At 71.1% G+C, this 25,934-nt stretch carries 26 protein-coding genes; 14 read left to right on the top strand and 12 right to left on the bottom strand.

Annotated elements, in window-relative coordinates; translation table 11 throughout:
* Positions 1–51 precede the first annotated feature (51 nt).
* From PCC79_RS10115 to PCC79_RS10095, 5 genes are all read left to right on the top strand, one after another.
* Positions 52–972, top strand: coding sequence for a sugar ABC transporter permease (locus PCC79_RS10115; RefSeq protein WP_342371745.1), 921 nt, complete (start codon positions 52–54; stop codon positions 970–972).
* Positions 965–1,882, top strand: coding sequence for a carbohydrate ABC transporter permease (locus tag PCC79_RS10110; protein ID WP_232547641.1), 918 nt, complete (start codon positions 965–967; stop codon positions 1,880–1,882). Before PCC79_RS10115 ends, PCC79_RS10110 begins: the two co-directional genes overlap by 8 nt.
* Before the next feature lie 97 nt (positions 1,883–1,979).
* The gene (locus PCC79_RS10105) at positions 1,980–3,302 is read left to right on the top strand and encodes a Gfo/Idh/MocA family oxidoreductase (protein WP_342371744.1); all 1,323 of its coding nucleotides are present in this window, start codon (positions 1,980–1,982) and stop codon (positions 3,300–3,302) included.
* 16 nt (positions 3,303–3,318) lie between these two features.
* A complete protein-coding gene (locus PCC79_RS10100; RefSeq protein ID WP_342371743.1) occupies positions 3,319–4,407 on the top strand; it encodes a hypothetical protein in 1,089 nt (362 codons plus the stop codon).
* Positions 4,404–5,819, top strand: coding sequence for a tagaturonate epimerase family protein (locus PCC79_RS10095; RefSeq protein ID WP_342371742.1), 1,416 nt, complete (start codon positions 4,404–4,406; stop codon positions 5,817–5,819). Before PCC79_RS10100 ends, PCC79_RS10095 begins: the two co-directional genes overlap by 4 nt.
* A 253-nt stretch (positions 5,820–6,072) precedes the next feature.
* Here the strand turns inward: PCC79_RS10095 and PCC79_RS10090 are convergent, their stop codons facing one another.
* The 9 genes from PCC79_RS10090 to PCC79_RS10050 all read right to left on the bottom strand — a co-directional run bounded on the left by PCC79_RS10090 (position 6,073) and on the right by PCC79_RS10050 (position 15,990).
* Positions 6,073–6,549, bottom strand: a complete 477-nt coding sequence (locus PCC79_RS10090) for a hypothetical protein (protein WP_232547645.1) — start codon at positions 6,547–6,549, stop codon at positions 6,073–6,075.
* A gap of 51 nt (positions 6,550–6,600) precedes the next feature.
* Positions 6,601–8,037 (bottom strand): DUF222 domain-containing protein, encoded by a 1,437-nt coding sequence (locus PCC79_RS10085; protein WP_342371741.1) that lies wholly within the window; start codon positions 8,035–8,037, stop codon positions 6,601–6,603.
* A 53-nt stretch (positions 8,038–8,090) separates the two neighbouring features.
* The gene (locus PCC79_RS10080) at positions 8,091–10,133 is read right to left on the bottom strand and encodes an FAD-binding protein (protein ID WP_342371740.1); all 2,043 of its coding nucleotides are present in this window, start codon (positions 10,131–10,133) and stop codon (positions 8,091–8,093) included.
* A 15-nt stretch (positions 10,134–10,148) separates the two neighbouring features.
* A complete protein-coding gene (locus tag PCC79_RS10075) occupies positions 10,149–10,922 on the bottom strand; it encodes a 3-ketoacyl-ACP reductase (protein WP_342371738.1) in 774 nt (257 codons plus the stop codon).
* Between the two features lie 30 nt (positions 10,923–10,952).
* Positions 10,953–12,053, bottom strand: a complete 1,101-nt coding sequence (locus PCC79_RS10070; protein ID WP_342371737.1) for a sugar kinase — start codon at positions 12,051–12,053, stop codon at positions 10,953–10,955.
* 3 nt (positions 12,054–12,056) lie between these two features.
* Positions 12,057–12,695 (bottom strand): bifunctional 4-hydroxy-2-oxoglutarate aldolase/2-dehydro-3-deoxy-phosphogluconate aldolase, encoded by a 639-nt coding sequence (gene eda / locus PCC79_RS10065; protein WP_232547650.1) that lies wholly within the window; start codon positions 12,693–12,695, stop codon positions 12,057–12,059.
* Positions 12,696–12,788: 93 nt separating this feature from the next.
* Complete coding sequence (locus PCC79_RS10060) at positions 12,789–13,265, bottom strand: SixA phosphatase family protein (RefSeq protein WP_342371736.1); 477 nt, start codon at positions 13,263–13,265, stop codon at positions 12,789–12,791.
* 4 nt (positions 13,266–13,269) lie between these two features.
* Positions 13,270–15,270 carry a DUF6807 family protein gene (locus PCC79_RS10055; RefSeq protein WP_342371735.1) on the bottom strand — a complete coding sequence of 667 codons (2,001 nt, stop codon included), beginning with the start codon at positions 15,268–15,270 and terminating at the stop codon, positions 13,270–13,272.
* A gap of 102 nt (positions 15,271–15,372) precedes the next feature.
* Entirely contained in the window at positions 15,373–15,990 is a 618-nt protein-coding gene (locus PCC79_RS10050; RefSeq protein ID WP_342371734.1) for a hypothetical protein, read from the bottom strand.
* A 152-nt stretch (positions 15,991–16,142) separates the two neighbouring features.
* On the opposite strand from PCC79_RS10050, the gene holA reads away from it, so the two are divergent.
* The 4 genes from holA to PCC79_RS10030 all read left to right on the top strand — a co-directional run bounded on the left by holA (position 16,143) and on the right by PCC79_RS10030 (position 19,867).
* Positions 16,143–17,138 carry a DNA polymerase III subunit delta gene (holA, locus tag PCC79_RS10045; RefSeq protein WP_232547654.1) on the top strand — a complete coding sequence of 332 codons (996 nt, stop codon included), beginning with the start codon at positions 16,143–16,145 and terminating at the stop codon, positions 17,136–17,138.
* A 99-nt stretch (positions 17,139–17,237) separates the two neighbouring features.
* A complete protein-coding gene (rpsT, locus tag PCC79_RS10040) occupies positions 17,238–17,498 on the top strand; it encodes a 30S ribosomal protein S20 (RefSeq protein ID WP_232547655.1) in 261 nt (86 codons plus the stop codon).
* 120 nt (positions 17,499–17,618) lie between these two features.
* Positions 17,619–19,448 carry a translation elongation factor 4 gene (lepA, locus tag PCC79_RS10035; protein WP_342371733.1) on the top strand — a complete coding sequence of 610 codons (1,830 nt, stop codon included), beginning with the start codon at positions 17,619–17,621 and terminating at the stop codon, positions 19,446–19,448.
* A complete protein-coding gene (locus PCC79_RS10030) occupies positions 19,448–19,867 on the top strand; it encodes a hypothetical protein (protein WP_232547657.1) in 420 nt (139 codons plus the stop codon). The genes lepA and PCC79_RS10030 overlap by 1 nt, the downstream gene beginning before the upstream one ends.
* A gap of 40 nt (positions 19,868–19,907) precedes the next feature.
* On the opposite strand, the gene PCC79_RS10025 is transcribed toward PCC79_RS10030, so the two are convergent.
* On the bottom strand, positions 19,908–20,456 hold the full coding sequence (locus PCC79_RS10025; protein WP_332836147.1) for a rhomboid family intramembrane serine protease: 549 nt from the start codon (positions 20,454–20,456) through the stop codon (positions 19,908–19,910).
* 127 nt (positions 20,457–20,583) lie between these two features.
* On the opposite strand from PCC79_RS10025, the gene PCC79_RS10020 reads away from it, so the two are divergent.
* From PCC79_RS10020 to hemW, 3 genes are read left to right on the top strand one after another with little or no spacing between them, the layout of a single operon-like run.
* Positions 20,584–20,892, top strand: a complete 309-nt coding sequence (locus tag PCC79_RS10020; RefSeq protein ID WP_232547659.1) for a YciI family protein — start codon at positions 20,584–20,586, stop codon at positions 20,890–20,892.
* Positions 20,889–21,692, top strand: a complete 804-nt coding sequence (locus PCC79_RS10015) for an S-methyl-5'-thioadenosine phosphorylase (RefSeq protein ID WP_232547660.1) — start codon at positions 20,889–20,891, stop codon at positions 21,690–21,692. The genes PCC79_RS10020 and PCC79_RS10015 overlap by 4 nt, the downstream gene beginning before the upstream one ends.
* Entirely contained in the window at positions 21,689–22,906 is a 1,218-nt protein-coding gene (gene hemW, locus PCC79_RS10010) for a radical SAM family heme chaperone HemW (RefSeq protein WP_232547661.1), read from the top strand. Before PCC79_RS10015 ends, hemW begins: the two co-directional genes overlap by 4 nt.
* Positions 22,907–22,913: 7 nt before the next feature.
* On the opposite strand, the gene PCC79_RS10005 is transcribed toward hemW, so the two are convergent.
* Positions 22,914–23,192, bottom strand: coding sequence for a hypothetical protein (locus tag PCC79_RS10005; protein WP_232547662.1), 279 nt, complete (start codon positions 23,190–23,192; stop codon positions 22,914–22,916).
* A gap of 187 nt (positions 23,193–23,379) precedes the next feature.
* Between PCC79_RS10005 and PCC79_RS10000 the strand changes: the two genes are divergently transcribed.
* Entirely contained in the window at positions 23,380–24,243 is an 864-nt protein-coding gene (locus tag PCC79_RS10000) for a DUF3097 domain-containing protein (protein WP_342373615.1), read from the top strand.
* Positions 24,243–25,013, top strand: a complete 771-nt coding sequence (locus tag PCC79_RS09995; protein WP_232547663.1) for an inositol monophosphatase family protein — start codon at positions 24,243–24,245, stop codon at positions 25,011–25,013. The genes PCC79_RS10000 and PCC79_RS09995 overlap by 1 nt, the downstream gene beginning before the upstream one ends.
* A 69-nt stretch (positions 25,014–25,082) precedes the next feature.
* Here PCC79_RS09995 and PCC79_RS09990 read toward each other — a convergent pair whose 3' ends face one another.
* On the bottom strand, positions 25,083–25,934 hold the full coding sequence (locus tag PCC79_RS09990; protein ID WP_232547664.1) for an MBL fold metallo-hydrolase: 852 nt from the start codon (positions 25,932–25,934) through the stop codon (positions 25,083–25,085).

Here is a 25,934-nt window from a genome sequence, read left to right as displayed (position 1 = left end):
GCCGCCCCCGCCCCCGCCCCTGCAACCCCCCGAAGCCCGGGAGTCCCATCCATGAGTGCCATCGGCGAACTCGCCCACGGGGAGCGTCAGAAGGACGAGAGCCGCGACAACAAAGCCGGCTACATCTTCCTGACGCCATGGCTCATCGGTCTGGTGGTCATCACCATCGGCCCGATGCTCGCGTCCCTCTACCTCTCCTTCACCAGCTATCCGCTGCTCGCCGGACCCACCTGGACGGGCCTCACCAACTACATCCGGATGTTCAACGACCCCCGGTTGCTGAACTCCCTCGTGGTCACCTTCACCTACGTCGTCGTGGGTGTGCCGCTGCAGCTCATCCTCGCGCTCGCCATCGCCGTGCTGCTGAACACGGGCATGAAGGGCCTGGCCTTCTACCGCTCGGTCTTCTACTTGCCCTCCCTGATGGGTTCCTCGGTGGCCATTGCCCTGCTGTGGCGCCAGATGTTCGGCACGACCGGCCTGGTCAACCAGCTCCTGCAGAGTCTCGGTGTGGAGAACCCCCCGGGGTGGATCGCCGACCCGAGCACCGCGCTGGGCACGATCATCCTGCTGCACGTGTGGACCTTCGGCTCGCCCATGATCATCTTCCTGGCGGGCCTGCGGCAGATTCCGACGATGTACTACGAGGCGGCGTCGGTGGACGGCGCGTCGAAGTGGACCCAGTTCCGCACCATCACGTTGCCGCTGCTCAGCCCGATCGTGTTCTTCAACCTCGTGCTGCAGATCATCGGCGCCTTCCAGGCATTCACCCAGGCGTTCATCGTCTCGGGTGGCACGGGTGGCCCGGCGGACTCGACGATGTTCTTCACCCTGTACCTCTACCAGCAGGGCTTCACGAACTTCCAGATGGGCTACGCCTCCGCCATGGCGTGGCTCCTGGTGATCATCATTGGGATTTTCACCGCCATCAACTTCGCCGTCTCCAAGTACTGGGTGTTCTACGATGACTGAGACCAATACCCCCGACGTCCAGCTCGCCGCCGCGGCGGCGTCCGATGAGAACACGGTGACGGAGCGCCGGACACGCAGCGGCTCCAGCACGGCGCGCAGCGTCATCAAGCACATCCTGCTGGTGCTCGCGGCGATCGTCATGATCTACCCGCTGCTGTGGATGGTGGTCAGCTCCTTCCGCCCGACCGCGGAGATCTTCCGTGACACGAGCCTGTGGTTGACCACGTTCCGGGTCGAAAACTATGCCGAGGGCTGGAATGCGCTGAACCACCCGTTCTCGCGCTACCTGTGGAACTCGACGATCATCGCCCTGGGGTCGATCATCGGCAACGTGGTCAGCTGTTCCCTGGCGGCCTACGCCTTCGCACGGCTGAAGTTCAAGGGCCGCAGCATCCTTTTCTCGATCATGCTGCTCACCTTGATGCTGCCGATTCACGTGTTGATCGTGCCGCAGTACATCGTCTTCGCCCAGTTCGGCTGGATCAACACCTTCTGGCCGCTGATCCTGCCGAAGTTCCTGGCGACCGAGGCGTTCTTCGTCTTCCTCATGGTGCAGTTCATCCGTGGCCTGCCGAAGGAACTCGACGAGGCGGCCCTGATCGACGGGTGCGGCCACTTCCGAATCTTCTTCAACGTGATCCTGCCCCTCATGGTGCCGGCCATCGCGACGACGACGATCTTCACCTTCATCTGGAGCTGGAACGACTTCTTCTCCGCCCTGATCTACCTCACGTCGCCCCAGATGTTCACGGTGCCGGTGGCACTGAAGGGCTTCCTGGATTCGACCGGAGGCTCGAACTGGGGAGCCATGTTCGCCATGAGCCTGGTGTCGTTGCTGCCCGTCTTCTTCGCCTTCCTGTTCGGTCAGCGGTTCCTCATCCGCGGCATCGCCACGACCGGCATCAAGTGAGTTCGGAGCCGGGGCGGCCCCCGCGGCCGCCCCGGCCCCGCTCCGTCCCCCCACATCGTTCACCCATCACCCTCTTGCCCTAGGAGTTGGATTCCCCATGCAGCGCTACGGCCTCATCGGAGCCGGTCACCGCGCCCAGATGTACACCGACGCGATCGGGGGTGACCACAGCGACGCCGCCGTGCTCGTGGCGCTCGCCGACATCAACCCCGGCCGCATGGCGTTCCACGCCCAGCGCATGACGCAGGAGTACGGCTACGCCACGGACGCGCTGGCGACCTACACCCCGGACGCCGTCGAGCAGATGATCGCCGAGCAGCAACTCGACCGGGCTATCGTGACGAGCCCCGACCACACCCACGCCGACATGATCGTGCGCTGCCTGCACGCTGGCGTCGACGTCGTGGTCGAGAAGCCGCTCACCATCAACGCTGACTCCGCCAACGCCATTGCGGACGCGGTGCGCGAGACGGGCCGGCAGGTCGTCGTCACGTTCAACTATCGCTACAGCCCCCGCAACTCCGCGCTCAAGGAGGTCATCGCGTCCGGCCGGATCGGTGACGTGCTGAGCGTCACGTTCGAGTGGGTGCTCGACACGGCGCACGGCGCCGACTACTTCCGCCGCTGGCACCGGGCCAAGGAGAACTCCGGCGGCCTGCTCATCCACAAGAGCTCCCACCACTTCGACCTCGTCAACTGGTGGCTGGCCGACGTGCCGGCCCGCGTCTACGCCTCGGGTGGCGTCAAGTTCTATGGCGCCGAGAACGCGGACGCCCGCGGCCTGGCCCCGCGCCCCGAGCGCGGCACCCACGACGGGGAGCACGGCCCGTTCGAACTCGACCTGCGCGACGATCCTCGGCTCAAGGCGCTCTACCTCGACAACGAGCACCACGACGGCTATCTGCGCGACCAGGACGTCTTCGGCCCCGGCGTCACGACCGAGGACAACCTCGCCGTCATCGTCGACTACGCCGGCGGGCCGACGCTCAGCTACGCCCTCAACGCCCACAGCCCGTGGGAGGGCTACCGGGTCGCCGTCAACGGCACCCTGGGCCGGGCCGAACTCGAGGTGGTCGAGCGCGCCCGCATCAAGATCGACGAGGGCGGCAAGGTGGTCGTCGACCCGTCCGCGATGGCCGAGGAGATCGGCGGCCGCGACAAGGGTGAACAGCTGACCGTGCAGCTGCACTTCGAGGGTTCGGAGGAGGTCGAGATCCCGCGGGGCACCGGTGGCCACGGGGGTGGCGACGCCCTGTTGCTCTCCGACGTGTTCAACGGCCCCGGCGACGACCCGCTCGGCCGCCCCTCGGACTACATCGACGGGCTGCGCGCCATCGCCGTCGGGATCTGCGGCAACGAGTCGCTGGCCAGCGGCCGCGCCGTCACCCCGGCGGAACTCGGGCTCGACCTGTCCCGCTGAGCCGGGCGCCGAATCGATGAGTTCACCCGCGGCGTTCGGGGGGTATGACGACTGGCCCGACCACGCGGGCCGGACGCCGCACCTCCCGGGCCAGTTCGGCGCGCTGTTCGGCATCCCGACGCCGCCGGACGTGGTGGTTGGCGGTGCCCCCGAGGGGGGCGGCGTCCGCTCCCGCGAGGTGCACGTGCGCGACGGCGTCCGGGCCGTGCGGCTGCGCTGGTCGGTCGGCTTCGGGCCCGATCTGGCGGCCTGGCTGCTCCACCCCGTGGACGCCGACCCCGCGACCCGGCCGGGGGTGCTCGCCCTGCACAGCCATGGCGGCATCAAGAGCCTCGGGGCGGAGCGGATGGTCGACCTGCCCGGTGTGCCCGCGCACGTCCTGGCCTACCGCGAGCAGGCCGAGGAGGGGGCCGCGGTGGCGTCCGACCTGGCTCGCTCCGGGTTCACCGTGCTGGCGCCCGACGCGTTCGGGTGGGGGGCGCGCCGCTTCCACCTCGGCGTCGGAGACCCGCAGGCCTATGACGCGGCCGCCCGTGAGCACGAGCACCTCGTGGCCAAGGCGTGCGCGCTGTTCGACACATCCTGGGCGGGCATGGTGGCCCACGACGACCTCACGTCGCTGGCGGTGCTGCGCACGCTGTGCGCACCCGGGCCGGTCGGAGTGCTGGGGTTCTCCGGGGGGGGTGGGCGGGCGGCGCTGCTGGCCGCTCTCGACGACGGGATCGCCAGCGTCGTCGTCGTCGCGATGATGTGCACGCTGGCGTCGCTCTACCCCGACCACGTGGGGCATTCCTGGCTGCTGCACACGCGCGGGTTGGCGTCCGGGCCTGATCTCGTGGGTCTGCTCGCCACGAACCCGGCGCGCCACGTCCTGGTGGGTTACTGTGCCCGTGACCGCCTGTTCCCGCTGCAGGGGCAGCGGGACGCGGATGCCGCGCTGCACCAAGCGTTCGCGGCGGGGCCGGGGTCGTACACGCCCGTGTGGGCCGACACCGACCACGTCTTCACGCGGGCGCTGCAGCGGGACGCCACCGAGCACCTGCACGCCACACTGCCCCCCACGATTTCCCGCACCATGGACAGCACCGAAGAGAGGAACCCATGAGCACCGCATACCCCGACTCCCGGGTCGAGCACGAAGGCGCGACCTTCTGGCTCGAGAAGGACGCCGACGGCACGAAGGAACTGGTGATCGAAGGGGCCGAGGCGGACGTCCTGGAGACGTTCGAGGGCTCGGCCGACGCGGGTGCGTTCCGCGCACCGGTGACCCCGGACAACGCCAAGGCGCTTCGCGCCGCGCTGCCGTGGCTGACGCCGCAGCTGTTCGGCCTGGAGATGACGGCCGGCACCGGCGACCGGCTCGGCCTCTGCACGCCCGGTCACGTGCTGGCGTTCAAGGAGGTGGGCACCATCAACCCGGTGTTCGCCCAGCAGTCGACCCGCGAGATGGGTCGCTGCGGCCGGACGCCGCGCAACGTGATCGACGACGCCACCTGGGGTGCCTTCCAGGCGGGCTGGACGGGGCCGGTCGGCGCGGACGCCGACCACCAGAAGACCGAGGAGTCCCTCACGGCGTGCGCCGAGGCGGGCTTCGTGTTCTTCACGGTCGACCCGGGTGACGAGATGGACATGGCCGCCCACGACGATGACGAGGCCACCCTGCGCAGCAAGGCCGAGTCGCTCGACCTGTCCGCCGTGGACACCTCGGTCGAGGATCTGGTGAAGCGCTACGCCGGCACGACGGTGGAGCTGGAGTCGGGCCCGCTGGTGCTCGACGAGGCGGAGGTCGTCCGCGCGGCGGTCAAGGCCGGGCCCGCGCTCACGCGGGGCATGGAGCTCATCACGCACGTCAAGGGTCTCGACGTGCCGCACGAGTTCGAGTTCGCCATCGACGAGACCGACAAGCCGACCACGTACGTCGAGCACGTCGTGCTGGTCATGGAGCTGCAGCGCCTCGGGGTGGAGCTCGTGAGCTTCGCGCCGCGCTGGGTGGGGCAGTTCGAGAAGGGCGTGGAGTACATCGGGCCGCTGGACAAGCTGAAGGAGAACTTCGACAAGCACGCCGAGATCGCCCGCGCGCTCGGCCCGTACAAGCTGTCGCTGCACTCCGGGTCGGACAAGTTTTCGATCTACCCGCTGTTCGCCGAGGCCACGGCCGGGGCGTCGCACATGAAGACGGCCGGGACGAGCTGGGTCGAGGCGCTGCGCGTCATCGCCCGGCACGACCCGAACCTGCTGCTGGAGATGCTGCAGCTCTCGCTGGAGTCCCTCGAGGAGAACCGGCACAGCTACCACCTGAGCTGCGACGTCACCAAGATCCCGTCCAACCCGAAGCGCGAGGACGCCGACGAGCTCGTCACCGCGCTGGACTCCCGCCAGGTGCTCCACGTCGGCTACGGCGCGACGCTGGAGAAGTACGGCGACGAGATCAAGGACGTCCTCCGCGCCCACGAGGACGAGCTGTACGAGGTGATGCGGACGCACTTCATCCGCCACCTGGAGCCCTACGTGCGCTGACCCTCGCCGTGACGGCCAACAGCACCGCCCCGTCGGATCCCGGCGGGGCGGTGCTGCGTCCGGGGTGCCGCCTGCAGGGTGCCTGCCCTGATGCGGCTGGCGAGGTGAGGGGGTTTGGCCCACCATCGGGCATTTGGACCCGAGATTGTGGCGCCATGGCGCCATGTGCTCGGGTCCAAATGCCTGAGGGTGTGCCCAGGTGCCCAGGTGGCCAGGTGCTCAGGTGCTCAGGTGCCCTGGTGAGCCAGGGGTTTCACTCGAGGTACAGGTTGACCCAGGCGATCTGGGGGGTGGTCAGCCAGAACGCGCCGAGGAGCGCCAGCAGGCCGAGGGCGCCCATGATGGCGACCCAACGCCGGGTGCGCAGCCCGCCCAGGGTGATGGCCAAACCGATGGCCAGCCACCCGGCGGCGGCCGTGATCAGCGCGCCGATCATGAGGGAGGTCGCGTACAGCCACCACACCCGCTCGAACGGCCCGGACAGCGCTGCCAACGTCTGGTTCTGCCACGCCACGAATCCGGACGGGGCCAACTCGGCGGGCGTGCACGACCGGCCCGCGCAGAACTCGCGCACCGCGTGTCCGCCGGCCAGCAGCACCACCGCCCAGGCCGACGGCGCCAGGGTCAGCACCATCGCCAACGCCTGGCCGAGCGCGCGCAGCGCACCGGGCAGCGTCGCCGTCCTGACGGACGCTCCACCCCGTTGGGTGGGCGCGGTGAGCAGGGTCATGGGTCGATCATGGCCCGCGAGGTGGGGCTGCGGCAAGGCGCTGAGGTCGGCTCAGCCGCCGAGCGGCAAGGGAATCTGCGGTGAGGGTGCGTCGGACTTGACCGCGCCGGGCGGCGCGCTGACTGAACCCGTCGCACCGTTCATGGGTGGACCCAAGGGGCTGACGATCGCCTGCGCAGAGGTCAGGTCTCTTGCGTCCGTTGACGCCGACACCAAATTGCTGGGCGACTCGGGCGGGTCCTCGAAGGGGGACTCCCGGTACCACCACTCCACCTGGGCCGGCGGTGGCCGGCCGATCCGGATCGTGCCGGCCGCCGTCACCGCGTACTCGTACCCCAGCGGAGAGCGCCAGCGGTATTCACCGGGGCGGGGTTGGTCGAGCTTCCAGCCGCCGTGGGTCTTCACCCGGTGGGTGTAGGACGACAGCGGCCCGAGATTGGCGAGGTGCGTCTGGCCGGGCCGGCCCGCCTCGTAGGGGACGGTGTGATCCACCTGGCAGGCGTCGGCGCGCCGGGTGCCCCAGGGGAACACGTCGACCGGGTTGCGCGTCGCCAGGGTGAGGCGCATGGCCTCGGGAACCTGGTAGGAGTCCACGGCCCCATCGCCCGGCACCACCACCGGGCGGACGCGCACGGTGCAGCCCGCCAAGATCCGCGTGAGGCGGGGGAGCAGGACGTGGCCCCAGCGCTCGACGGCCGCCACGCCGCCCTCGGCGATGTCCGCGGCGTCCAGCCGGACCACCAGGTCGGCCTTGCGCGGCGGCAGCGGATCCTGTCCCAGGACACCACGCGCCAGGACGCCCAGGGCGTCGGCTCGGCGGTGGTTCAGGTCGTCGCCGGGCAGGGTGCCGGCGATGCGGGTGAGGGCGTCGTCCAGGGCGATGCCGTCGGCGGCGTCCAACTGACCCCACAGCGCGACGTGCCCGGCCTCGATCGTGCCCACGGACACATGCCGACGCTTCGCAGCGGCGCGCTCGCGGCGCGCGGCCTGGGCGGGATCGGCGCGCAGGATCCACTGGTCGACCCGGCCCTTGATGCGCGGCCAGGGCTGCAACACCAGCGCGTGGGCGCACATCGCGTCGAACCGCGCGCAGGCGGCGGCGTCCAGGCCGGCGTCCGCGGCGGCGTCCGCCACCCGGAACGCCTCATGGGGCCGCGCGTCGCCCTGCAGGACCAGCGCCCACAGGGTGGGGTGGCGGTGCCGCAGGTTGAGCACCCGGGCGATCTGGCCGAACGCCGAACCCACGCTCACCCCCACCAGCCCGGCGATCTCCGCCGCGACGAACTCCCCGATCCGGGGCGTGCCGTCCGCGCCGCCCGGCACCCACCGCTCGGCCCCCGCGACCAGCACGGTCTCGTCGACCCGGTGCAGGTCGCACAGGGCGGCAATCGCCAGGCACGTCGCCACCTCGCCGGCCCGCACCTGGTCCTGGGCGTGGGCGAGCGCAGCGGCGGCGTCGGCGACGCTGCGAAGGACCGGTGCGTTCATGGCTCCAGCCTCGCAGGCGGGTCTGACATTATCCGACGCCCGGGGCGCCCGGCTCAGCCGATGTTCTTGTTCTCCCGGTAACTGCGCCAGGTGTTCTCGAAGGCCTCGGTCTGCTCCGGGATCGGGCGCCGCGCGCGCCAATCGAAGGTCGGTTCACCCGCGCCGTCCCAGCGCGTCACCTGGATGACGTCGTTGAGGGCGCCGACGTCCAGCTGCAGCCGGAACAGCTCGGGCAACGGCTCGGTGACGCGCGCGTCCAGGCGGGGCAGGTCGCCGTCCGGGTCGGAGTACAGCACCGATCCGCGCGACAGCCCACCGGTGGCGACGTAGTGCTCCATCGCGTGGAGGTAGACGTACTGGCTCGTCAGGATGTCGCGAATCAGGAACAGCCGGCTCACCGACCGGCGGCTCCCGGCGTCCGCGGCGATAGTCGATTCGTAGTCGCGCCACAGCGCCGACAGCTCCTCGCGCGCCTCGGCGACCGACGCCTTCGAGCGCACCACGCCCGCCTTGTCGCTCATGACGCGGCGGATGTGGGTCAACACCGCGTCGGTGGTGTCCTCGTCGTCCGCGGCCCGCTGGCTCGCCGACGCCAGCAGCGCCACCGCCCGCTCGGCCACCCCCTGGGCGGCCGCGGCGAAGGCGTCCGACCCGATCGGGTCGTCGCGGCGGGCCTGCGCGATGTAGGACGCCGCCCGCGTCGCGCCGACCTGGCCCGAGTTGAGCGCCGCCCCGCCCGGCCGGTAGACGCCGTGCGCCCCGGCTGCCTCCCCGACGGGGAAGAACCCCTCGACGTTGGAGTGCCACCACTGGTCGATCTCGAGGCCGCCGTTGTTGTGCTGCGCGCACACGGCGACCTCGAGCATGTCGGTCTCCAGGTCCACACCCGGGTTGCGCTCCACGTAGAAGGTGTACGCGGGCCGGTTCATGTGCTGAAGGCGCTGGATGGGCGTCGAATTGCCCAGCCCCACGACGCCGGTGGCGTCCAGGTACCGGTAGGCCTCTTCGGAGAGCTGCGTTGCATCGAAGTCCGACTGCACCGGGTTGGAGCGGAAGTCGAGCCACACGCGGCGTCCGCGCAGCTTCGTCTCCTGGTAGACCAGCAGGTCGACCAAGGAGCTGCCCTCGGGCGCCTTGCGCACGTCGAAGGGCCACTGGTAGCCCTTGAGGAAGATGCGGGTGAGCTGATCGCCGTAGTCGGGCAGGAAGTCGGTGAGGAATTCCCGCGGGTCGTTGCCGTCCGCGTCCGTGCTCACGAACCGTGGCAACGCCTGCATGTACGTGCCCGATACGTTCCACCGCGGGCGAACCGACGCCAGCCCGAACTGCCACTCCGTCAGGTTCTTGCCGTGGACGCCGGCGCGCAGCGCGGCGCCGTTCGCGCCCCACTGGCCGTTGGGGTACACCGAGTCGGCGTACATGCCGGCCGGGCCGCCCGTGGCGTACACCAGGTTCGTGCAGCGCAGCAGCAGGAAGCGGCTGGGGGCGTCCTCGGTCACGTCCAGCCGGACGCACAACAGCCCGACGGCGCGGCCGTCCTCGACGACGAGATCCACCACCCGGCACAGATCCAGCACCGGCACCCCGGCGGAGTCGACCTTCGCCTCCAGGCGCTCGACCATCGTCCGCGACGTGTAGGGCCCGACCGACGTCGCGCGCTGGCGAGGGTCGTGGTCGGTCTTGTAGCCGACGTACTCACCCGACGCGTTGTGCGGAAACGGCACGCCCGACTCCACGAGGTGGAAGAACGCCCGCGGGCTCCACGCGGCCTCGGCGAGGGCGATGTCGCCGTCCATCGAGCCACCGGAGAACAGCGTGTCGGCCATCTCCCGCACCGAGTCCGGCTCGGCGCCCGACAGGGTCAACTTGTAGTAGGTCTGCTTGTCGGAGCCGGCGTTGCGGGACGCCCCGGCGCGCCGCTTGTCGGTGACCATGACGACGTCGCGCTGGCCCAGCATCACCAGCCGGTCGGCGGCGCAGAACCCCGCCGCGCCGGTGCCGACGACGACGGTGTTGGCGCTGACGACCGGGATCTGCTGGCCGTCGACCGCGACGTGCCCGGTGGCGTGCTCGTCGATCCAGGCGGACTGGTCCATCGGTGGCTCCTTCGCTCAGAGGGTCGGCAGGTGCATGCCGCCATCGACGTTGATGACGTCGCCGGTGGTGTACGGCATCGCGCCGGCGGCCAGCTGGACGACCGCGCCCCCCACGTCGGACGCCTGCCCCCAGCGGGGCATCGGCACCGCTCCCGAGGCGAAGAACGCGTTGTACTTCTCGGTGACGCCGGCCGTCATGTCGGTGGCGATCACGCCCGGGCGCACCTCGTAGACCAGAACGTCCTCGGGCGCCAGCCGGACGGCCCACAGGCGCGTCGCCATCGCCACCCCGGCCTTGGAGAGGCAGTACTCGCCCCGGTTGGTGCTGACCACCTCGGCCGAGATCGAGCTGACGTTGATGATCGTCCCGCGGACTCCCTCGCCCTCCTTGGGCTGGTTGACCAGCACGTTCGCGACCCGCTGGGTGAGGAAATAGGGACCGCGCAGGTTGATCTCCATGACGCGGTCGTAGCTCTCCGGGGTGGCGACGAGGATGTCGTTGCGCTCGGAGGGGGCGACGCCCGCGTTGTTGACCAGGACGTCGATGCGGCCCCAGTCGGCCAGCGTGTCCTCGACGTAGCGCTCGTGGGAGGCCAGCTCGGCGACACTGCCCTGGGTGTAGCGGACCTCGCCGGTCTCACCCAGCTCGGCGAGCACGTCGACGGGCGCCGGGCGGGTGGCCATGATGGACACGCGGTAGCCGGCCTGCAGCAGCGATTCGGTGACGCCGCGGCCGATGCCGCGGTTGCCGCCGGTGACGAGGGCGACCTTGCTCACGGCCTTGCTCATGGGTGAGTCCTTTCGGGGGGCTGGTGACGGTCAGCGGTCGACGCGCGCCGAGCCGCCGCCGGCGAGCTTGAGCACCTCGGTCTTGGAGGCCATGGTGGTGTCACCGGGCGTGGTCATGGCGAGCGCGCCGTGCGCGGCGCCGTACTCCAACGCGGTCTGCAGCGGCTGGCCGTCCAGCAGGCCGAACGCGAGGCCGGACGCGAAGGAGTCGCCGCCGCCGACGCGGTCGAAGATCTCCAGGCCGGGCCGCTTGGTCGACTCCAGCACGCCCGTGTCGGCCGACCAGGCGATGGCGGACCAGTCGTTCACGGTGGCCGAGCGCACCCCGCGCAGCGTGGTCGCGATCACCTGGAAGTTCGGGTAGGCCTTCGCCGCGTCGGTGATCATGGCGGCGAAGCTGTCGATCTCCAGGTCGGTGAGGTGTTCGTCCACGCCCTCGATCTCCAGGCCGAGGCTGGCCGTGAAGTCCTCCTCGTTGCCGATCATGACGTCGATGTACTGCGCGATCTCGGTGTTGACCTCCTGCGCCTTCGCCTGGCCGCCGATCGACTTCCACAGGCTGGGGCGGTAGTTGAGGTCGTAGCTGATGACGGTGCCGTGCCTCTTCGCGGCCTTGACGGCGGCGATGACGGTGTCGGCCGAGGTCTCGCTCAGGGCGGCGTAGATGCCGCCGGTGTGCAGCCAGCGGACCCCGAGGTCGCCGAACAGGTGGTCCCACTCCACGTCGCCGGCGGCGAGCTGACTGGCCGCGGTGTTGCCCCGGTCGGAGACGCCGACCGCGCCGCGGACGCCGAAGCCACGCTCGGTGAAGTTCAGGCCGTTGCGGACGGTGCGGCCGATGCCGTCGGAGTCGCGCCACACGATGTGGCGGGCATCGACGCCGCCGGCCAGGATCAGGTTCTCGACGAGGCGTCCGACCTCGTTGTCGACCAGCGCGGTGACGACGCCGGCCCGCAGGCCGAAGCAGCGCGAGAGCCCCCGGGCCACGTTGTACTCCCCGCCGCCCTCCCACGCGTCGAAGGAGCGCGCGGTGCGGATGCGGCCGGCCCCGGGATCGAGGCGGAGCATGACCTCGCCGAGGGCGACGACGTCGTACGTGCAGTCCTCCACGGGACGCAGGGTGAGGGCCATGGCTCAGGCCTCCTTGATCGAACGGACGAGTTGGACGGCTTCGGCGGTGAGGCGCTCCACCTCGTCGAACCGGCCATCGGCGACGGCGTCCCGCGGGCACATCCACGAGCCACCGCAGGCCACGATGGACGTCACTGCGAGGTAGTCGGCGAGGTTCTTCGGGCCGATGCCGCCGGTCGGGACGAAGCTGATGTCGGGGTAGGGCGCCGCGAGCGCCTTGACCGCGGCCGCGCCCCCCGCGGTCTCGGCGGGGAAGAACTTGACCGTGTCGAGGCCCAGCTCGGTGGCCTGCTGGATCTCGGTGGCCGTGGCGGTGCCGGGCAGGACGGGTACGTCGAGTTCCTGGCAGCGGCGCACCACCTTCTCGCTAAGGCCGGCCGAGACGATGAACGTCGCGCCGGCGGCCACGGCCTGCTCGGCCTGCTCCGGGGTCCGGACGGTGCCGGCGCCGACGATCATGCCGGGCACCTGCGCCATGGCGGCGATGGCGTCGCGGGCCGCGGCCGTGCGGAACGTGACCTCGGCGACGGGCAACCCGCCGGCCACGAGGGCCTGCGCCAGGCCGGGGGCCCGGGCGGCATCATCCATGACGACGACGGGGACGAGAACGTGCTCGACGAGGGGGGACAGGCGGGCGTCCATGGTGACCTCTCAACAGTGGGAAGCGCTTTCCTGCATGCTAGCAGAACGGCGCTGGTGCGGCGAGGGTTCGGCCAGCGCTCACCCCGAGGTGGCTCAGCCTCGGGCGGCCCAGAACAGGCGGGGCCGGTCGAGGTGGGCCCACGAGCCGGAGAACTCGATCCCGGCACAGGTGGCGGTGCCGAAGTGGTGGCGGATGAGGTCGGCGGCCTGGGGGTCGGGATCATCGCCGCTGAGTTCGTCGACGAGCGCGGGGATGCCGGGGGCGTGGGCCACCACCGCGGCGGTGTCCACGTCGTCGTCCAACGTGGCGAGGCTGCGCAGTAGGGCTGCGGTGGAGGCGTTGTAGAGCTCCTCGATCGGGCGCACCTCGCCCAACCCCAGGCCGGACGCCGTCGCCGCGGCCCGGTCGGCCGTGGAGGTGAGCACCACCTGGATGCCGGATTCCGCCAGCAGTTCGCCGAGCGTCCGGGCCTGCTCGTGACCCTCCTCGGTGAGCCGCCGGCCGTGGTCGCCGCGGCCGTGGCCGGTGAACTCGGCCTCGCCGTGGCGGATGAGATACACGCGCTTCATGCGTTCACCCTAGGGATCGCGGCAGCCAGGCGGCCAGTGCGTCCTCGGTGAGGTGGCCGTCGGCGACGACGAGGCGGTAGCGACGCCGCACCGGCAGCGTCAGCTCGTCGGACCACGCCAGCGCCGTTCCGATGCCGTCGAACTCACCGTGGCGCACGAACCAGCGGTCCGAGGCCGCCGCGTCGGCGTCCAGGTGGGCCATCGCGAGCGTCACGGGCCGCCCGATGAAGGTCGAGCGCCACGCCACCCAGGCGGCCGCCTGCCCGTACACGGCCTCCGCGCCCTCGCCCAGCGGGCTGGTGATGCGGACGTCGTCACTGCGGCGCAGGCGTAGTTGCCAGCCGCCGTAGCCCGCGTCGGTGCGCCCGTTCGTGCCCGGCCCGCCCAGGGTGATGCGATCCGGGGTCACGGCGTCCAGCGCAAGGTCGGCGTCCAGCAGCCACGTGCGATCGTCGGCCTGCGTCCAGGTGAGCTCGCGCGTCTCGCGGACCTCGACAGGGTCGATGGCGTCCTCCAGCGGCTCGAGGATCGGCCCGACCCAGGCGAGCTCCTCGCGCAACCGGCCGGGGGTCCGCTCGAGCCACGCGCGGTGCTCGATGCGGCCCTGGTCGCCCAGCCACGTGTAGCCCCGGCCCCGCACATAGGTGCGCCCGCCCCAGAAGTTGACGCCGTTGACGTCCTGCATCGTGAGCGACAGGCCGCAGTGCCAGTCGTGGTCGACGGGGTGGGTGTCGCTGACAATCACCCCGCCCAGCGTCCGGATCGGGTGCAGGTAGGGCCGCGGAGAGGAGAGGTCCATGATGTCGGAGCCGTCCGCGTACTCGGCCACCGCGGCGTCGCCCAGTCTCAGCTCCGCCAGCGGCGTCCGGTGCTGCCATCGCGCCACCGCGGCCGGGTCGCCCCACGGCGCGCCCGCCTCGGCGAACCCGACGCCGGCGGCCAGCGCCGCGTCGAGCCAGCGTTCGATGTCGCTGATGACCGGGTGGCCCTCGGCGCCGTCGCCGACCCAGGTGAGGTGCTCCTCGGCGATCTGCACGGGCGCCGGCCGGTCCTGCGTCGCCTCGAGCACGCACATGAACCCGACGGTGTCGGCGAGCGGCACGAGCAGATCGGCGTCGGCGGTCAGGTGATCGACGAGGTTCTCGAGCAGGTCGGTGCGCTCGAAGGTCTCGTGGGTCTCTTCCCCGTCCACCGTCAGCCACAGCTCGTCGGTGGTGTAGGAGTAGCGCGCCTCGCCACGCGTCCCGACCAGCGTGACGGTGGGCGGCACCTGCTCGGTGGCGCACAGCGTCAGCGCGGCGCAGATGGGGGGCGCGTCGGCCAGGTCGAGCCGGACGAAGGAGGTGTCGTCGGCATCGATGGCGTGCGCATGGTACATCTCGGTCGTGATGGCGACGATGTCATCCAGGCGGGTGGCGTCGGCAATCTTCAGCGCCGTGGCGATCGAGTGGGCCAGCGGGTTGGTGACCACGCCGTCGGCGATGCGCCGGCCGTCCACGGTGCGCTTGCCGGCCCACGGCGAGCGGGCGTAATAGGCCCGGTCACGCACCCAGGCGCCGCGGACGGCAATCGCGGTGACCTCGCCCAGCGTGTCCCCGGCGAGCAGATCCTGCATCCGCGCGATGCCCGCCGACCCCAGGCTCTGGAACCCGATCTGCACGACGCGCTGGTTCTCCTTGCAGGCGCGCAGCAGCTGCCAGAACTCCGTGAGCGATGCCACCGGTGGTTTTTCGAGCATGACGTGCGCCCCGGCGCGCATGGCCTCGGTGGCCAGCGGCGCGTGCGTGCCGATGGGCGTCGCCAGGCTCGCGATGGCCGGGCTGTGCTCGGCCAGCAGATCGGTCAGGCTCGCGTACCAGGGCAGGTCACTGCCGACCAGCGGGCCACCCGGGTCGGCCGTGGCCACCAGCTCCACCCGCCCCTGCTCCTCGAGCCGGGCGATGCGCTCCAGGTGGATGCGGCCGAAACCGCGGACGCCGACCTGCGCGAGGGGGAGCGGGGACATCAGTGACCTCCGGTGGGAATGCGTTTACCCGATCATGCTAGCAGCGGGTGCTGGCCGCCCCGGGCCCCCGGCTCCCAGGATCGGGCGCCGGGGGTCGGCGCGTCAGACCTCGTCCAGATCGCCGGCGCGGACGGTGTCGCCGCCGGAGGTGGAGAACGTCGTGTCCTCGATCGAGCCCTGCTGCTGTGAGACGCCGGTGATGTCGTGATCGGCCGTGTCGTAGACCTTGACGTCGTCACCCGACTTGACCGCGAGCCGCTTCTTGTCCGGGAACACGGCGTAGCCCGAGTCGTTCTGGCCGCCGCTGGACGCGGGGCTCCCCAGGTCCTCCGGCCACCAGTCCGAGCCGCCCATGTCCATGTCCATGTTCATGTCCATCTCCGTGCCTTCCTTCTCGTCGTCGTTCTGGTCGTCGTGCTCGTCGTCGTGCTGGTCGGGGTGGGCCTCGGCACCGTTGTCGGTGTCCGAGTTCTTGCCCGTGCCGAGGGAGGACAGGGCGGAGCACGCGGCGTCCACCTTGGCCTTCAGCTCGTTGTTGAACATGTCGCCGACCTGCGTCATGCCGCCGGCCATCCACTGCCCGGATCCGCCGAGATCGGGGTGGCTGAACTGGGCCTGGCGCCGGTTGCCGCGCCCCAGCGCCCGGTCGAGCTCCGCGACGGCCGCCTCGCTGAGGTCGTTCTCCTCGGCGATGCGGCGAATGTCGTCCTTGCTGGCCATGGGGGGTCTCCTTCGTTCGGTGACACCCACCCTAACGCCGGCCCCCGACACTGCGGCAGGGGAGTCGGCGTGGGCCGTTCCGACGCGGGCGTTGTCGGTGGCGGCTGGCATGCTGGCTCCCAGCAGATGCGCAGGCGCAGGAGGTGGGTGCGGTGGAGGTGACGAACGTGTTCGGCCGGGTCGTGCTGGTCGTCGGGCCGGAGTCGTTGCTCGCCGAGCGGGCGGTGGACGCCCTCGTCCGCGACGCGCTGGTCGAGCGGCCGGGTGCCTCGGTGAACCGGGTGTCGGCGGTTGACCTGGACGCCGGACGCCTCGCCGAGGTGACCGGGGGGTCGCTGTTCGCCAGCGACACCATCGTGGTGGTCACCGACCTTGCCGACCTCGCCCACGACCTCGTCGACACCGTTGCCTCCTTCGCCACGCAGCCGAGTGATGAGCTCGCCCTGGTGCTCGTCCACCCGGGCGGGAACAAGGGCAAGGGACTGCTCGATCGGTTGAAGAAGGCCAAGGTCGCCACCCGCGACTGCCCGACGATCAAGGCCTGGGAGCTGCCCCAGTTCGCGGTCGCCGAAGCCCGGGCGCTCGGCGGACGCCTCGAAGCCCCCACCGCGGCCACGCTGGTGGAGGCGATCGGCGGCGACACCCGGGGCGTGGCCGCGGCGGTGCGCCAGCTGATCGCCGACTCCGACGACCGACACATCAGCGAGACCGACGTTCACCGCTACTTCGCCGGTCGGGCCGACGTGACGAGCTTCACCGTGGCCGACCACGTCATGTCCGGGCGGCGCGACGAGGCGCTCGGTGCGCTGCGCTGGGCGTTGGAGACCGGCGTGCCGCCGGTGCTCGTGACGAGCGCGTTGGCGTCCTCATTGCGCAGCCAGGGGCGCTACAGCGATCTCGCCGGTGCGCGCGTCCGCGACGCCGAGGTGGCCCAGCAGGTCGGGGTGCCGCCGTGGAAGGTCAAGGACCTGGCGCGGCACTCCCGCGACTGGACGCCGCGCGGGCTGGCGTCCGCCCTGCAACTCGTGGCGCGGGCGGACGCCGCCGTGAAGGGCGCCGCGTCCGACCCCGCCTTCGCACTGGAGCAGCTCGTGATCGGGGTGGCGGCGCAGCGGGGGAGGCGTCCCGAGGCAGGCATGGGCCGCTGACCCGGCGATTTGGGGGCCGCCGGGGGCGCTGCTAGGCTGGGTCATCGCGCCCATTGTGGGCGCAACCCTCGACCATCAGCAGAAACGAAGGCAAGCCCTGTGGCGAACATCAAGTCCCAGAAGAAGCGGATTCTCACGAACGAGAAGGCGCGCCTGCGCAACAAGGCCGTGAAGTCGTCCCTCAAGACGCACATTCGCAAGTTCCGCGAGGCTGCTGCCGCCGGCGAGACCGAGAAGGCGCAGGAGTACGCCAAGGTGGCGTGCCGCCAGCTCGACAAGGCGGCCAGCAAGGGCGTCATCCACAAGAACCAGGCGGCGAACCGCAAGTCGGCCATCGCCACGACGGCCGCGTCGCTCTGATCGCAGCTTCCCGACGTCGCTCCGACTGACCGGTCGGGGCGGCGTCGTGTTGTCCAAGGCCGGCCGCCCGCCGGCCGACGCGATGCCAGCGAAGCACGACGAGCTCGAGAGGGAGGCCGCATGAGCCCGCAGCCCGGGGCGACGCCGAACGCGATCCTGCGCAACTTCTGCATCATCGCGCACATCGATCACGGCAAGTCGACGCTGGCCGACCGCATGCTCCAGCTCACCGGCGTGGTCGACGAGCGGTCCATGCGTGCGCAGTACCTCGATCGGATGGACATCGAGCGCGAGCGCGGCATCACGATCAAGAGCCAGGCCGTGCGGATGCCGTGGCGGGTCGCTGAGACCGACCACGTGCTGAACATGATCGACACCCCCGGCCACGTCGACTTCACCTACGAGGTGTCCCGCTCGCTGGAGGCGTGCGAGGGCGCCATTCTGCTCGTCGACGCCGCGCAGGGCATCGAAGCCCAGACGCTGGCGAACCTGTACCTGGCGATGGGTGCCGATCTGCACATCATCCCGGTGCTCAACAAGATCGACCTGCCGAGCGCGCAGCCCGAGAAGTACGCCGAGGAACTGGCCAACCTCGTCGGTTGCGACCCGTCGGAGGTGTTCCGCGTGTCGGGCAAGACGGGGGAGGGCGTCCGCGAGTTGCTGGACGCCATCGTCGCCACCGTGCCCGCCCCGACCGGTGAGGTGGACGCCCCCGCGCGCGCCCTCATCTTCGACTCCGTGTACGACACCTATCGCGGCGTCGTCACCTACGTCCGCGTGGTCGACGGCGCGCTCCAGCACCGCGACCGCATCAGGATGATGAGCACCAAGGCGTCCCACGAGGTGCTGGAGGTCGGCGTCATCAGCCCCGAGCCGCTGCCGTCCTCGGGCTTGGGCGTGGGTGAGGTCGGCTACCTGATCACCGGGGTGAAGGACGTCCGCCAGTCCCGCGTCGGCGACACGGTGACGCTGGCGCAGCGCCCGGCGAGCCAGGCACTTGGCGGCTACAAACACCCCAACCCCATGGTCTACGCGGGGCTCTACCCCATCGACGGGGCCGACTTCCCCGAGCTGCGCGAGGCGCTGGACAAGCTGCAGCTGAACGACGCGGCGCTGACGTATGAGCCCGAGACCTCCGGGGCGCTGGGCTTCGGGTTCCGCATCGGCTTCCTCGGGCTGCTGCACATGGAGATCGTCCGCGAGCGGCTGGAGCGCGAGTTCAACCTCGACCTCATCTCCACGGCGCCGAACGTCGTGTACCGCGTCGTCATGGAGGACGGCACCGAGCACACCGTCACCAACCCATCGGAGTACCCCGAGGGCAAGATCGCCGAGGTGTGGGAGCCGGTCGTGAACGCGACCATCCTGACGCCCAGCGACTACATCGGCACGATCATGGAGCTGTGCCAGCAGCGCCGCGGCACGCAGACCGGCATGGACTACCTGTCGTCGGACCGGGTGGAGCTCCGCTACACCCTGCCGCTCGCCGAGATCGTCTTCGACTTCTTCGACCAGCTCAAGAGCCGCACCAAGGGCTACGCGAGCCTCGACTACGAGGCGGCCGGCGAGCAGTCGGCGAAACTCGTCAAGGTCGACATCCTGCTGCACGGCGACCCGGTGGACGCCTTCAGCGCCATCGTGCACACCGACGCGGCCTACGCCTACGGCGTGGCCATGGCCAAGAAGCTCCGCGAGCTCATCCCGCGCCAGCAGTTCGAGGTGCCGGTGCAGGCCGCGATCGGGGCGCGCGTGATCGCCCGGGAGACCATCCGCGCCATCCGCAAGGACGTGCTCGCCAAGTGCTACGGCGGTGACATCACCCGCAAGCGCAAGCTGCTCGAGAAGCAGAAGGAGGGCAAGAAGCGGATGAAGATGGTCGGACGCGTCGAGGTGCCCCAGGAGGCCTTCGTGGCCGCGCTCAGCACGGGCGAGTCGCGGGAGAAGAAGTAGTGCCCCGCCCCGTCTCCCGCCGGGCCGTGTTCGTCGGCGCCGCGTCGCTGGGGGCGGCGGTGCTGGGGCTGACACTGAGCGGGTGTCAGAGCAACGCTTCGACCCTGGTGCCCGAGGACGGAGAGCGCGTCTCGCCGTCGGGCCAGTTCACGGCGGAGTTCGCGTCCGAGGGGGCGGGATCGGACGCAAGGGTGCACCCGGTCATCAAGGACGCGGGGGGCACCATTGTCTGGGCCGACGACGAGCGTTACCTTGTGCGTGCGCATCCGCTCGGCGTGGCATGGCAGTCCGACGAGGACGTCTTGTGGCTGCTCTCCAGCGACATCGGGACCGCCCGGGTGGTGCAGAGCAATGGGGTGTGGGTCAAGGACTGGGAGTGGACAACCCTGCCGCCCGACATCGAGGCCCTCCGCGGCTGATCCCCCCGCAGGGTGGACGTTGAGGACCCGGGCCGGCGCCTCAGGCCTGGGGGATCGCCGACTGGTCGTTGCCTCGGCGTGAGAGCCACCACGCCGCCAGGACGCCACCGATCGCGCCGCCGAGGTGGCCCAACCAGGACACCCCCGGCGCGGTCGGGAAGACGCCCCACAGCACGCCGCCGTAGATCGCGAACACCACCACGCCGATGAGTAGGTGATTCAGGTTGGCCGTGAACAGGCCGCGGGCCAGCACGAACGCCAACCAGCCGAACACGACGCCGGACGCCCCCGCCGTCAGCGTGCCCGGGGCGGACAGCAGCCAGACGGCCAGCCCGGAGGCCAGCACGGACGCCCCCGTGGCCACCACGAACGTCCGCACGCCTGACAGCAGGATCAGCAGGCCGAGCACGAAGAACGGCACGGTGTTGGCGATCAGGTGGCTGAATCCGTAGTGCACGAACGGGGCGGTGAACACCGAGTAGAGGTCACCCGGGTCCCGCGGGGTGATGCCCGCGGCGTCCAGGCCCAGGAAGGGGAACAGCTGGTCGACGATCTCCAGCACCCACAGCAATGCGACCCAGCCGAGCATGAACAGGCTTGCCCCCTCCCTCGTCGGCCGGGCGGCGAGCGGGGGGTGCGTCGGGACGGGGTGGCTCATGCCTCCAGTGTGCGAGGCCGGCTCAAGCGGGTCGGCGTCCGCCCGTAGGATGGAATCCATGAGCCTGTATGCCGTGACCTACACCTACGTCGACGACGCCGCTGCCCTCGACGAGATCCGGCCCCGCCACCGGGAGTTCCTCGGCGGGCTGGCCGCCGAGGGCATCATTCTGCTGTCTGGGCCCACGCAGGGGGACGGTCCGTTCGACGCTCTGATCCTGCTCCGCGCCGGCAGCGCGGACGATGCCGCCGCGGCCCTCGCGCACGACCCCTTCCAGCAGGCGGGTCTGGTCAGCGAGATCACCGTGTCGAGCTGGAACGCCGTGCTCGGTGCGTGGCGCGACGGCGCGCTGGCCGGGCAGCTGTGAGCGCCACGGCCGAGATCGGCATCGTCGGTGGCTCCGGTTTCTACTCGTTCTTCGACGACGCCGAGCGCGTCGAGGTCGACACACCGTTCGGGCCGCCGTCGGCGCCGCTGACGATCGGTGAGGTCGAGGGGCGCCGAGTCGCCTTCCTGCCCCGCCATGGCGAGCGGCACCAGTTCGCGCCGCACAAGGTCAACTATCGCGCCAACCTCTGGGCGCTGCGGGCGGTGGGCGTCCGCCAGGTGCTGGCCCCGTGTGCCGTCGGGGCGCTGCAGCGCCACCTGGCACCGGGCGCCTTCGTCGTGCCCGACCAGGTCGTCGACCGCACCTACCGCCCCGGCCACACCGTCTGGGAGGCCGAGGGGCCGGTCGTCCACGTGCCGTTCGCCGATCCGTACTGCCCGCGCGGCCGCCAGGCGCTGCTCGCATCCGCTTCCGACGACACCCCGCTGGTGGACGGCGGCACGCTCGTGGTCATCAACGGCCCGCGGTTCAGCTCCCGAGCGGAATCGCAGTGGCACTCGGCGGCCGGCTGGTCCGTCGTCGGCATGACCGGGATGCCCGAGGCGTCCGTCGCGCGCGAGCTGGCCCTCTGCTTCTCGACCGTCTGCTGCGTGACCGACGCCGACGCTGGCCTGGAGGGCGAGGAGGGCGTCACCCACGCCGACGTGCTCAAGGTCTTCGCCGGCAACATCGAGCGCCTCAAGCGGCTGCTGTTGCGCACCCTCGCGGCGATGCCGGACGGCGACTGCGCCTGCCAGCACGCCCTGGACGGCCTCGACCTGCCGTTCGCCCTGCCGTGACACCGAGCCTCCCCGACGGGGAGCCCGCGCCGATCGATGGCGCACTACCCGTCGACGCGCTCGCCGAGGTCGCCACCTCGCCGCTCAGCGTCTATGTCCACGTGCCCTTCTGCGCGACGCGCTGCGGCTACTGCGATTTCAACACCTACACCGCCGCCGAGCTGGGCGCCGCCCCCGGGGCGTCCCGCGCCGCCTACCTGGACGCCGTGCGCGCCGAACTCGCGCTGGCCGGTCGCCTGCTGGGGCCGGACGTACCGCCTGTGGAGACCGTGTTCTTCGGGGGCGGAACGCCGACGCTCCTGGCGGCGTCCGAGCTCGTGGGCCTGTTGGACGCCGTGCGTGCGGTGTGGCCGCTGGCCGACGGAGCCGAGGTGACCACCGAGTCCAACCCCGAGTCGGTGGACGCCGCCTACCTGCGGGAGCTGCGCGAGGGTGGGTTCAACCGCATCTCGTTCGGCATGCAGTCGGCCGTGCCGTCGGTGCTGACGAAGCTCGACCGTCGGCACACGCCGGGGCGCGTGCCCGCGGTCGTCGGCTGGGCGCGGGAGGCCGGCTTCGCGTCCGTCAGCCTCGACCTCATCTACGGGACGCCGGGGGAGACCCTGGCCGACTGGGAGGCGTCCGTCGCTGCGGCGCTCGCCGCCGAGCCCGACCACATCAGCGCCTACGCGCTCGCGCTGGAGCCGGGCACCAAGATGGCCGCCGACATCCGCCGCGGCCGGCTCCAGGAGATCGACCTGGACACCCAGGCCGACTGCTACGAACTCGTCGACGACCGCCTGACCGCCGCCGGACTGGAGCCCTACGAGATCAGCAACTGGGCGCGACCCGGGCACGCGTGCCGGCACAACCTCGCCTACTGGCGGGGTCACACGTGGTGGGGCGTGGGTCCGGGCGCGCACAGCCACGCGGGCGGCGTCCGGTGGTGGAACGTGAAGCACCCGGCCACCTACGCGAGCCGGCTGGCCGCCGGCGAAAGCCCGGCCGCGGCCCGGGAGGTGCTCACCGCCGAGGAGCGGCGTGAGGAGCGCGTCCTGTTGGAGATCCGCATCGCCGACGGGCTGGACGCCGCTGTGCTCACCGCGTCCGAGCGCCGGCGGGTGCCGGGGCTGCAAGCGCGCGGCTTGCTGCGCGCCAGCGAGAGCGGACGCCTCACGCTCACCCCGCGCGGCCGGTTGCTGGCCGACGCGGTCGTGCGCGAGCTGCTGGACTGAGGGCTGGTCAGCCCGCCGCGGGGGTCACGAGCGGTTGGCGTCGGCGGAGGAACCAGTGGATCGTTCCCTCCGCCAAGACGAAGGCAACCATGACGAACCACCACAGCCCGGTGGGCTGGAGAACCAGGCCGATCCCCAGGATCACTGCGGCGGCCGCGAACCTTCCCGCCCACCGCAGCACGCGGAAACCGGGGCGCTCAGCAGCGGACGTGCCCTCGGCGAGGGCGAGCAGCAGGTCCAGACCGAAGATCAGGGCAGTGAGCCACCACCACTCGACAGCGAGCACCAGAATTCACCTTTCGTTGACGAGCGCCGGGCGACCAGCGCGGGGGTGTCATCAGGGCCAGAACCCATGGGCCGCACCCTACTCCAGCACGGGCGCTGGCGAACCGCGCCCCTGCGGTGGCCCGAGCATCGCGGCTCGCCCGGTGGGTCCCCGGCCGGAGTGTCGGTGGCGCGCCGTAGGCTGGTGGATCGTGAACCGATACTCCTCCGACGTGCTTGCCAAGGGCTGGCAGCGCGTGAACCGTCCGACGGCGGCGCGCACCCCCGTGGAGAGGAACATGGTGCTCGAGGAGCCCACCTCCGGCTTCGTCGGCGCGGTGGTGACCTGGGAGAACGGCGTCGTCGTGTTGGAGGACCGCAAGGGCAAGCGCCGCAGCTTCCCGTTCGGCCCCAACTTCTGGCTGGACGGGAAGCCCATTGACCTGACGCCGCCGGTGCGGACGCCGACGGCGCGCGATCGTGCCCAGGAACACGCGCGGACGCACACGGCGTCCGGCTCGCGCGTCGGGCCCACGGCCAGCGCGAAGGTGGCGCTGCCCAGCCGCATCTACGTCGAGGGACGCCACGACGCGGAGCTGATCGAGAAGGTGTGGGGCGCGGACCTGCGCCACGTCGGCGTCGTCGTGGAGTACCTCGGCGGCATCGACGACCTGACCGCCATCGTCCGCGAGTTCGCCCCCGCGCAGGGCCGGCGCCTCGGCGTTCTGGTGGACCATCTCGTGCCCGGCAGCAAGGAATCTCGCATCGTCGCGCAGGTCAGCGGTGAGCACGTGTTCGTCACCGGTCACGAATACGTCGACATCTGGGCGGCGGTCAAGCCTGAGCGCGTCGGCCTGGCGCGCTGGCCCGACATCCCGCGCACGATGGAGTGGAAGCACGGCATCTGCGACGCGCTCGGGATGCCGCACGCCACCCAGGCCGACATCGCGGCCGCGTGGCAAGCGATCCTCCGCCAGGTGCGGGGTTGGCAAGACCTGGACCCGCGCCTGCTCACCGAGGTCGAGAAACTCATCGACTTCGTCACCGCCGACCACATCGATGAGGACTCCTGATGGACGCCACCGCGATCGAGAACCTGCTCGTCGACGTCGCCGAACGGGTGATCCTGCCCCGCTTCCGGACGCTCGCCGAGCACGAGATCGACCAGAAGCGCCCCGGCGACCTCGTGACGATCGCCGACCGCGAGGCCGAGGTCGAGATCGCCCGCACCCTGGCGGAGGCCTTCCCCGACGCTGTCATCATCGGCGAAGAGGCCACCTTCGCCGACGCCGACCTCCCCGCGGGCCTCCCGGGCGCGGCGCACGCCTTCGTCATCGACCCCGTCGACGGCACGCGCAACTTCGCCCACGGGCACGCCGACTTCGGCGTCATGCTCGCCGAGACCCGCCACGGTGAGGCCACGCGAGCCTGGATCTGGCAGCCCGTGCACCAACAGATGTACGCCGTGGAGAAGGGGGCCGGAGTGACGCGCAACGGCGTGGCCCTGCCCGCCCTGACGCCCCCCGACCGGCCGTGGCGCGTGGCGACGCGCAAGCGCTTCCGTGGCGACGGCCACCCCGACCTGCAGTTTACGGGCACACGCGGCGCCTGTGCGGTGGACTACCCGCGCCTGCTGGAGGGGGACGTGGACGCGCTGGTCTACACCAGCCAGCACGCGTGGGACCACCTGCCCGGCACGCTCATGCTCACCGAGCTGGGCGGTGTGGCGGCCTCGTCCGGTGCCGAGCCGCCGTGGCGTCCCGGGCAGGACGGCCGATACCTCCTGGCCGCTGCTGGCGACGACGTGCTCGCTGCCCTGCAGGAGCACGCGGCGACGCGCTGACGGCCGGCACCTGAGCGACCCGGCAGGAGCGGCTTCCGCGTCAGCGGCCCACCAGGGGCGGCTTCCGCGTCAGCGGCCCAGCAGGGGCAGCGTGCGGGCGCGGGGGCGTCCGGCCGCGGCGTACTGGGCGAACCGAACCGTCAGGGCCGCCTCGGCCTCCTGGCGGGTGAGCGGCCACTCGTCGGTGGTGGGCCAGGCGTCCGCGGCGGCGGTGCCGGCGTCCCACAGCGTGCCGGCCTGGGACTCCAGCCACGCCAGCTCGGCGCGCTGGATGAAGGCCCCGCTCTGGTCCATCACGCTGCCGTGCCCGGGCACGATGACGGTGTCGCGGCGCAGGGTGCCGAGCGTGCCGTCCAGCGTGCGGGGCCACTCGGCCAGGAAGGAATCCTCCCCGACGGACGGAAACGCCGACTGCTCCAGCAGGTCGCCGGCGAACACGACCTTGCGGGCGGGCACGATCACGACCGCGTCGTGGTCGGTGTGCCCGCGCCCGAAGTGGACGACCTCGGCGTGGGCGTCGCCCAGATCGAGGGTGGTGGCGAGGGAGAACGTGTGGGTGGGTGCGACGAGGTCGTCCGCGGTGAGGCCGAGATCGCGCAGTAGGTCGTGCTGTTCACCGGTGCGAGCGATGGCGCTGGCCAGGCCGCGATGCGCATGGGACGACACGCTCGCGAAACCGCCCAGGCCCCCGTGGTGGTCGACGTGGGCGTGGGTGACCACGACGTGGGTGACGGGGACGTCGCCGGCGACGGCCCGCGCGGCGGCGAGGATCGCGGCACCCTGGGCAGGGGTGCTGCCCGTGTCGATCACGAGGGCGCCCGTGGTGCCCACCACCAGGCCGATGTTCACGGCCTCGGGTTCGGCGACCGCGACGAACACCCGGTCGGCGACCGGGATGAAGGGGCCCAGGCTGAACAGCAT

This window comes from Propioniciclava soli, assembly GCF_038502305.1.
GTDB lineage: Bacteria > Actinomycetota > Actinomycetes > Propionibacteriales > Propionibacteriaceae > Propioniciclava > Propioniciclava soli.
The sequence above is the reverse complement of the archived record's forward strand: the minus strand, read 5'-3'. Positions and strand labels throughout refer to the sequence as shown.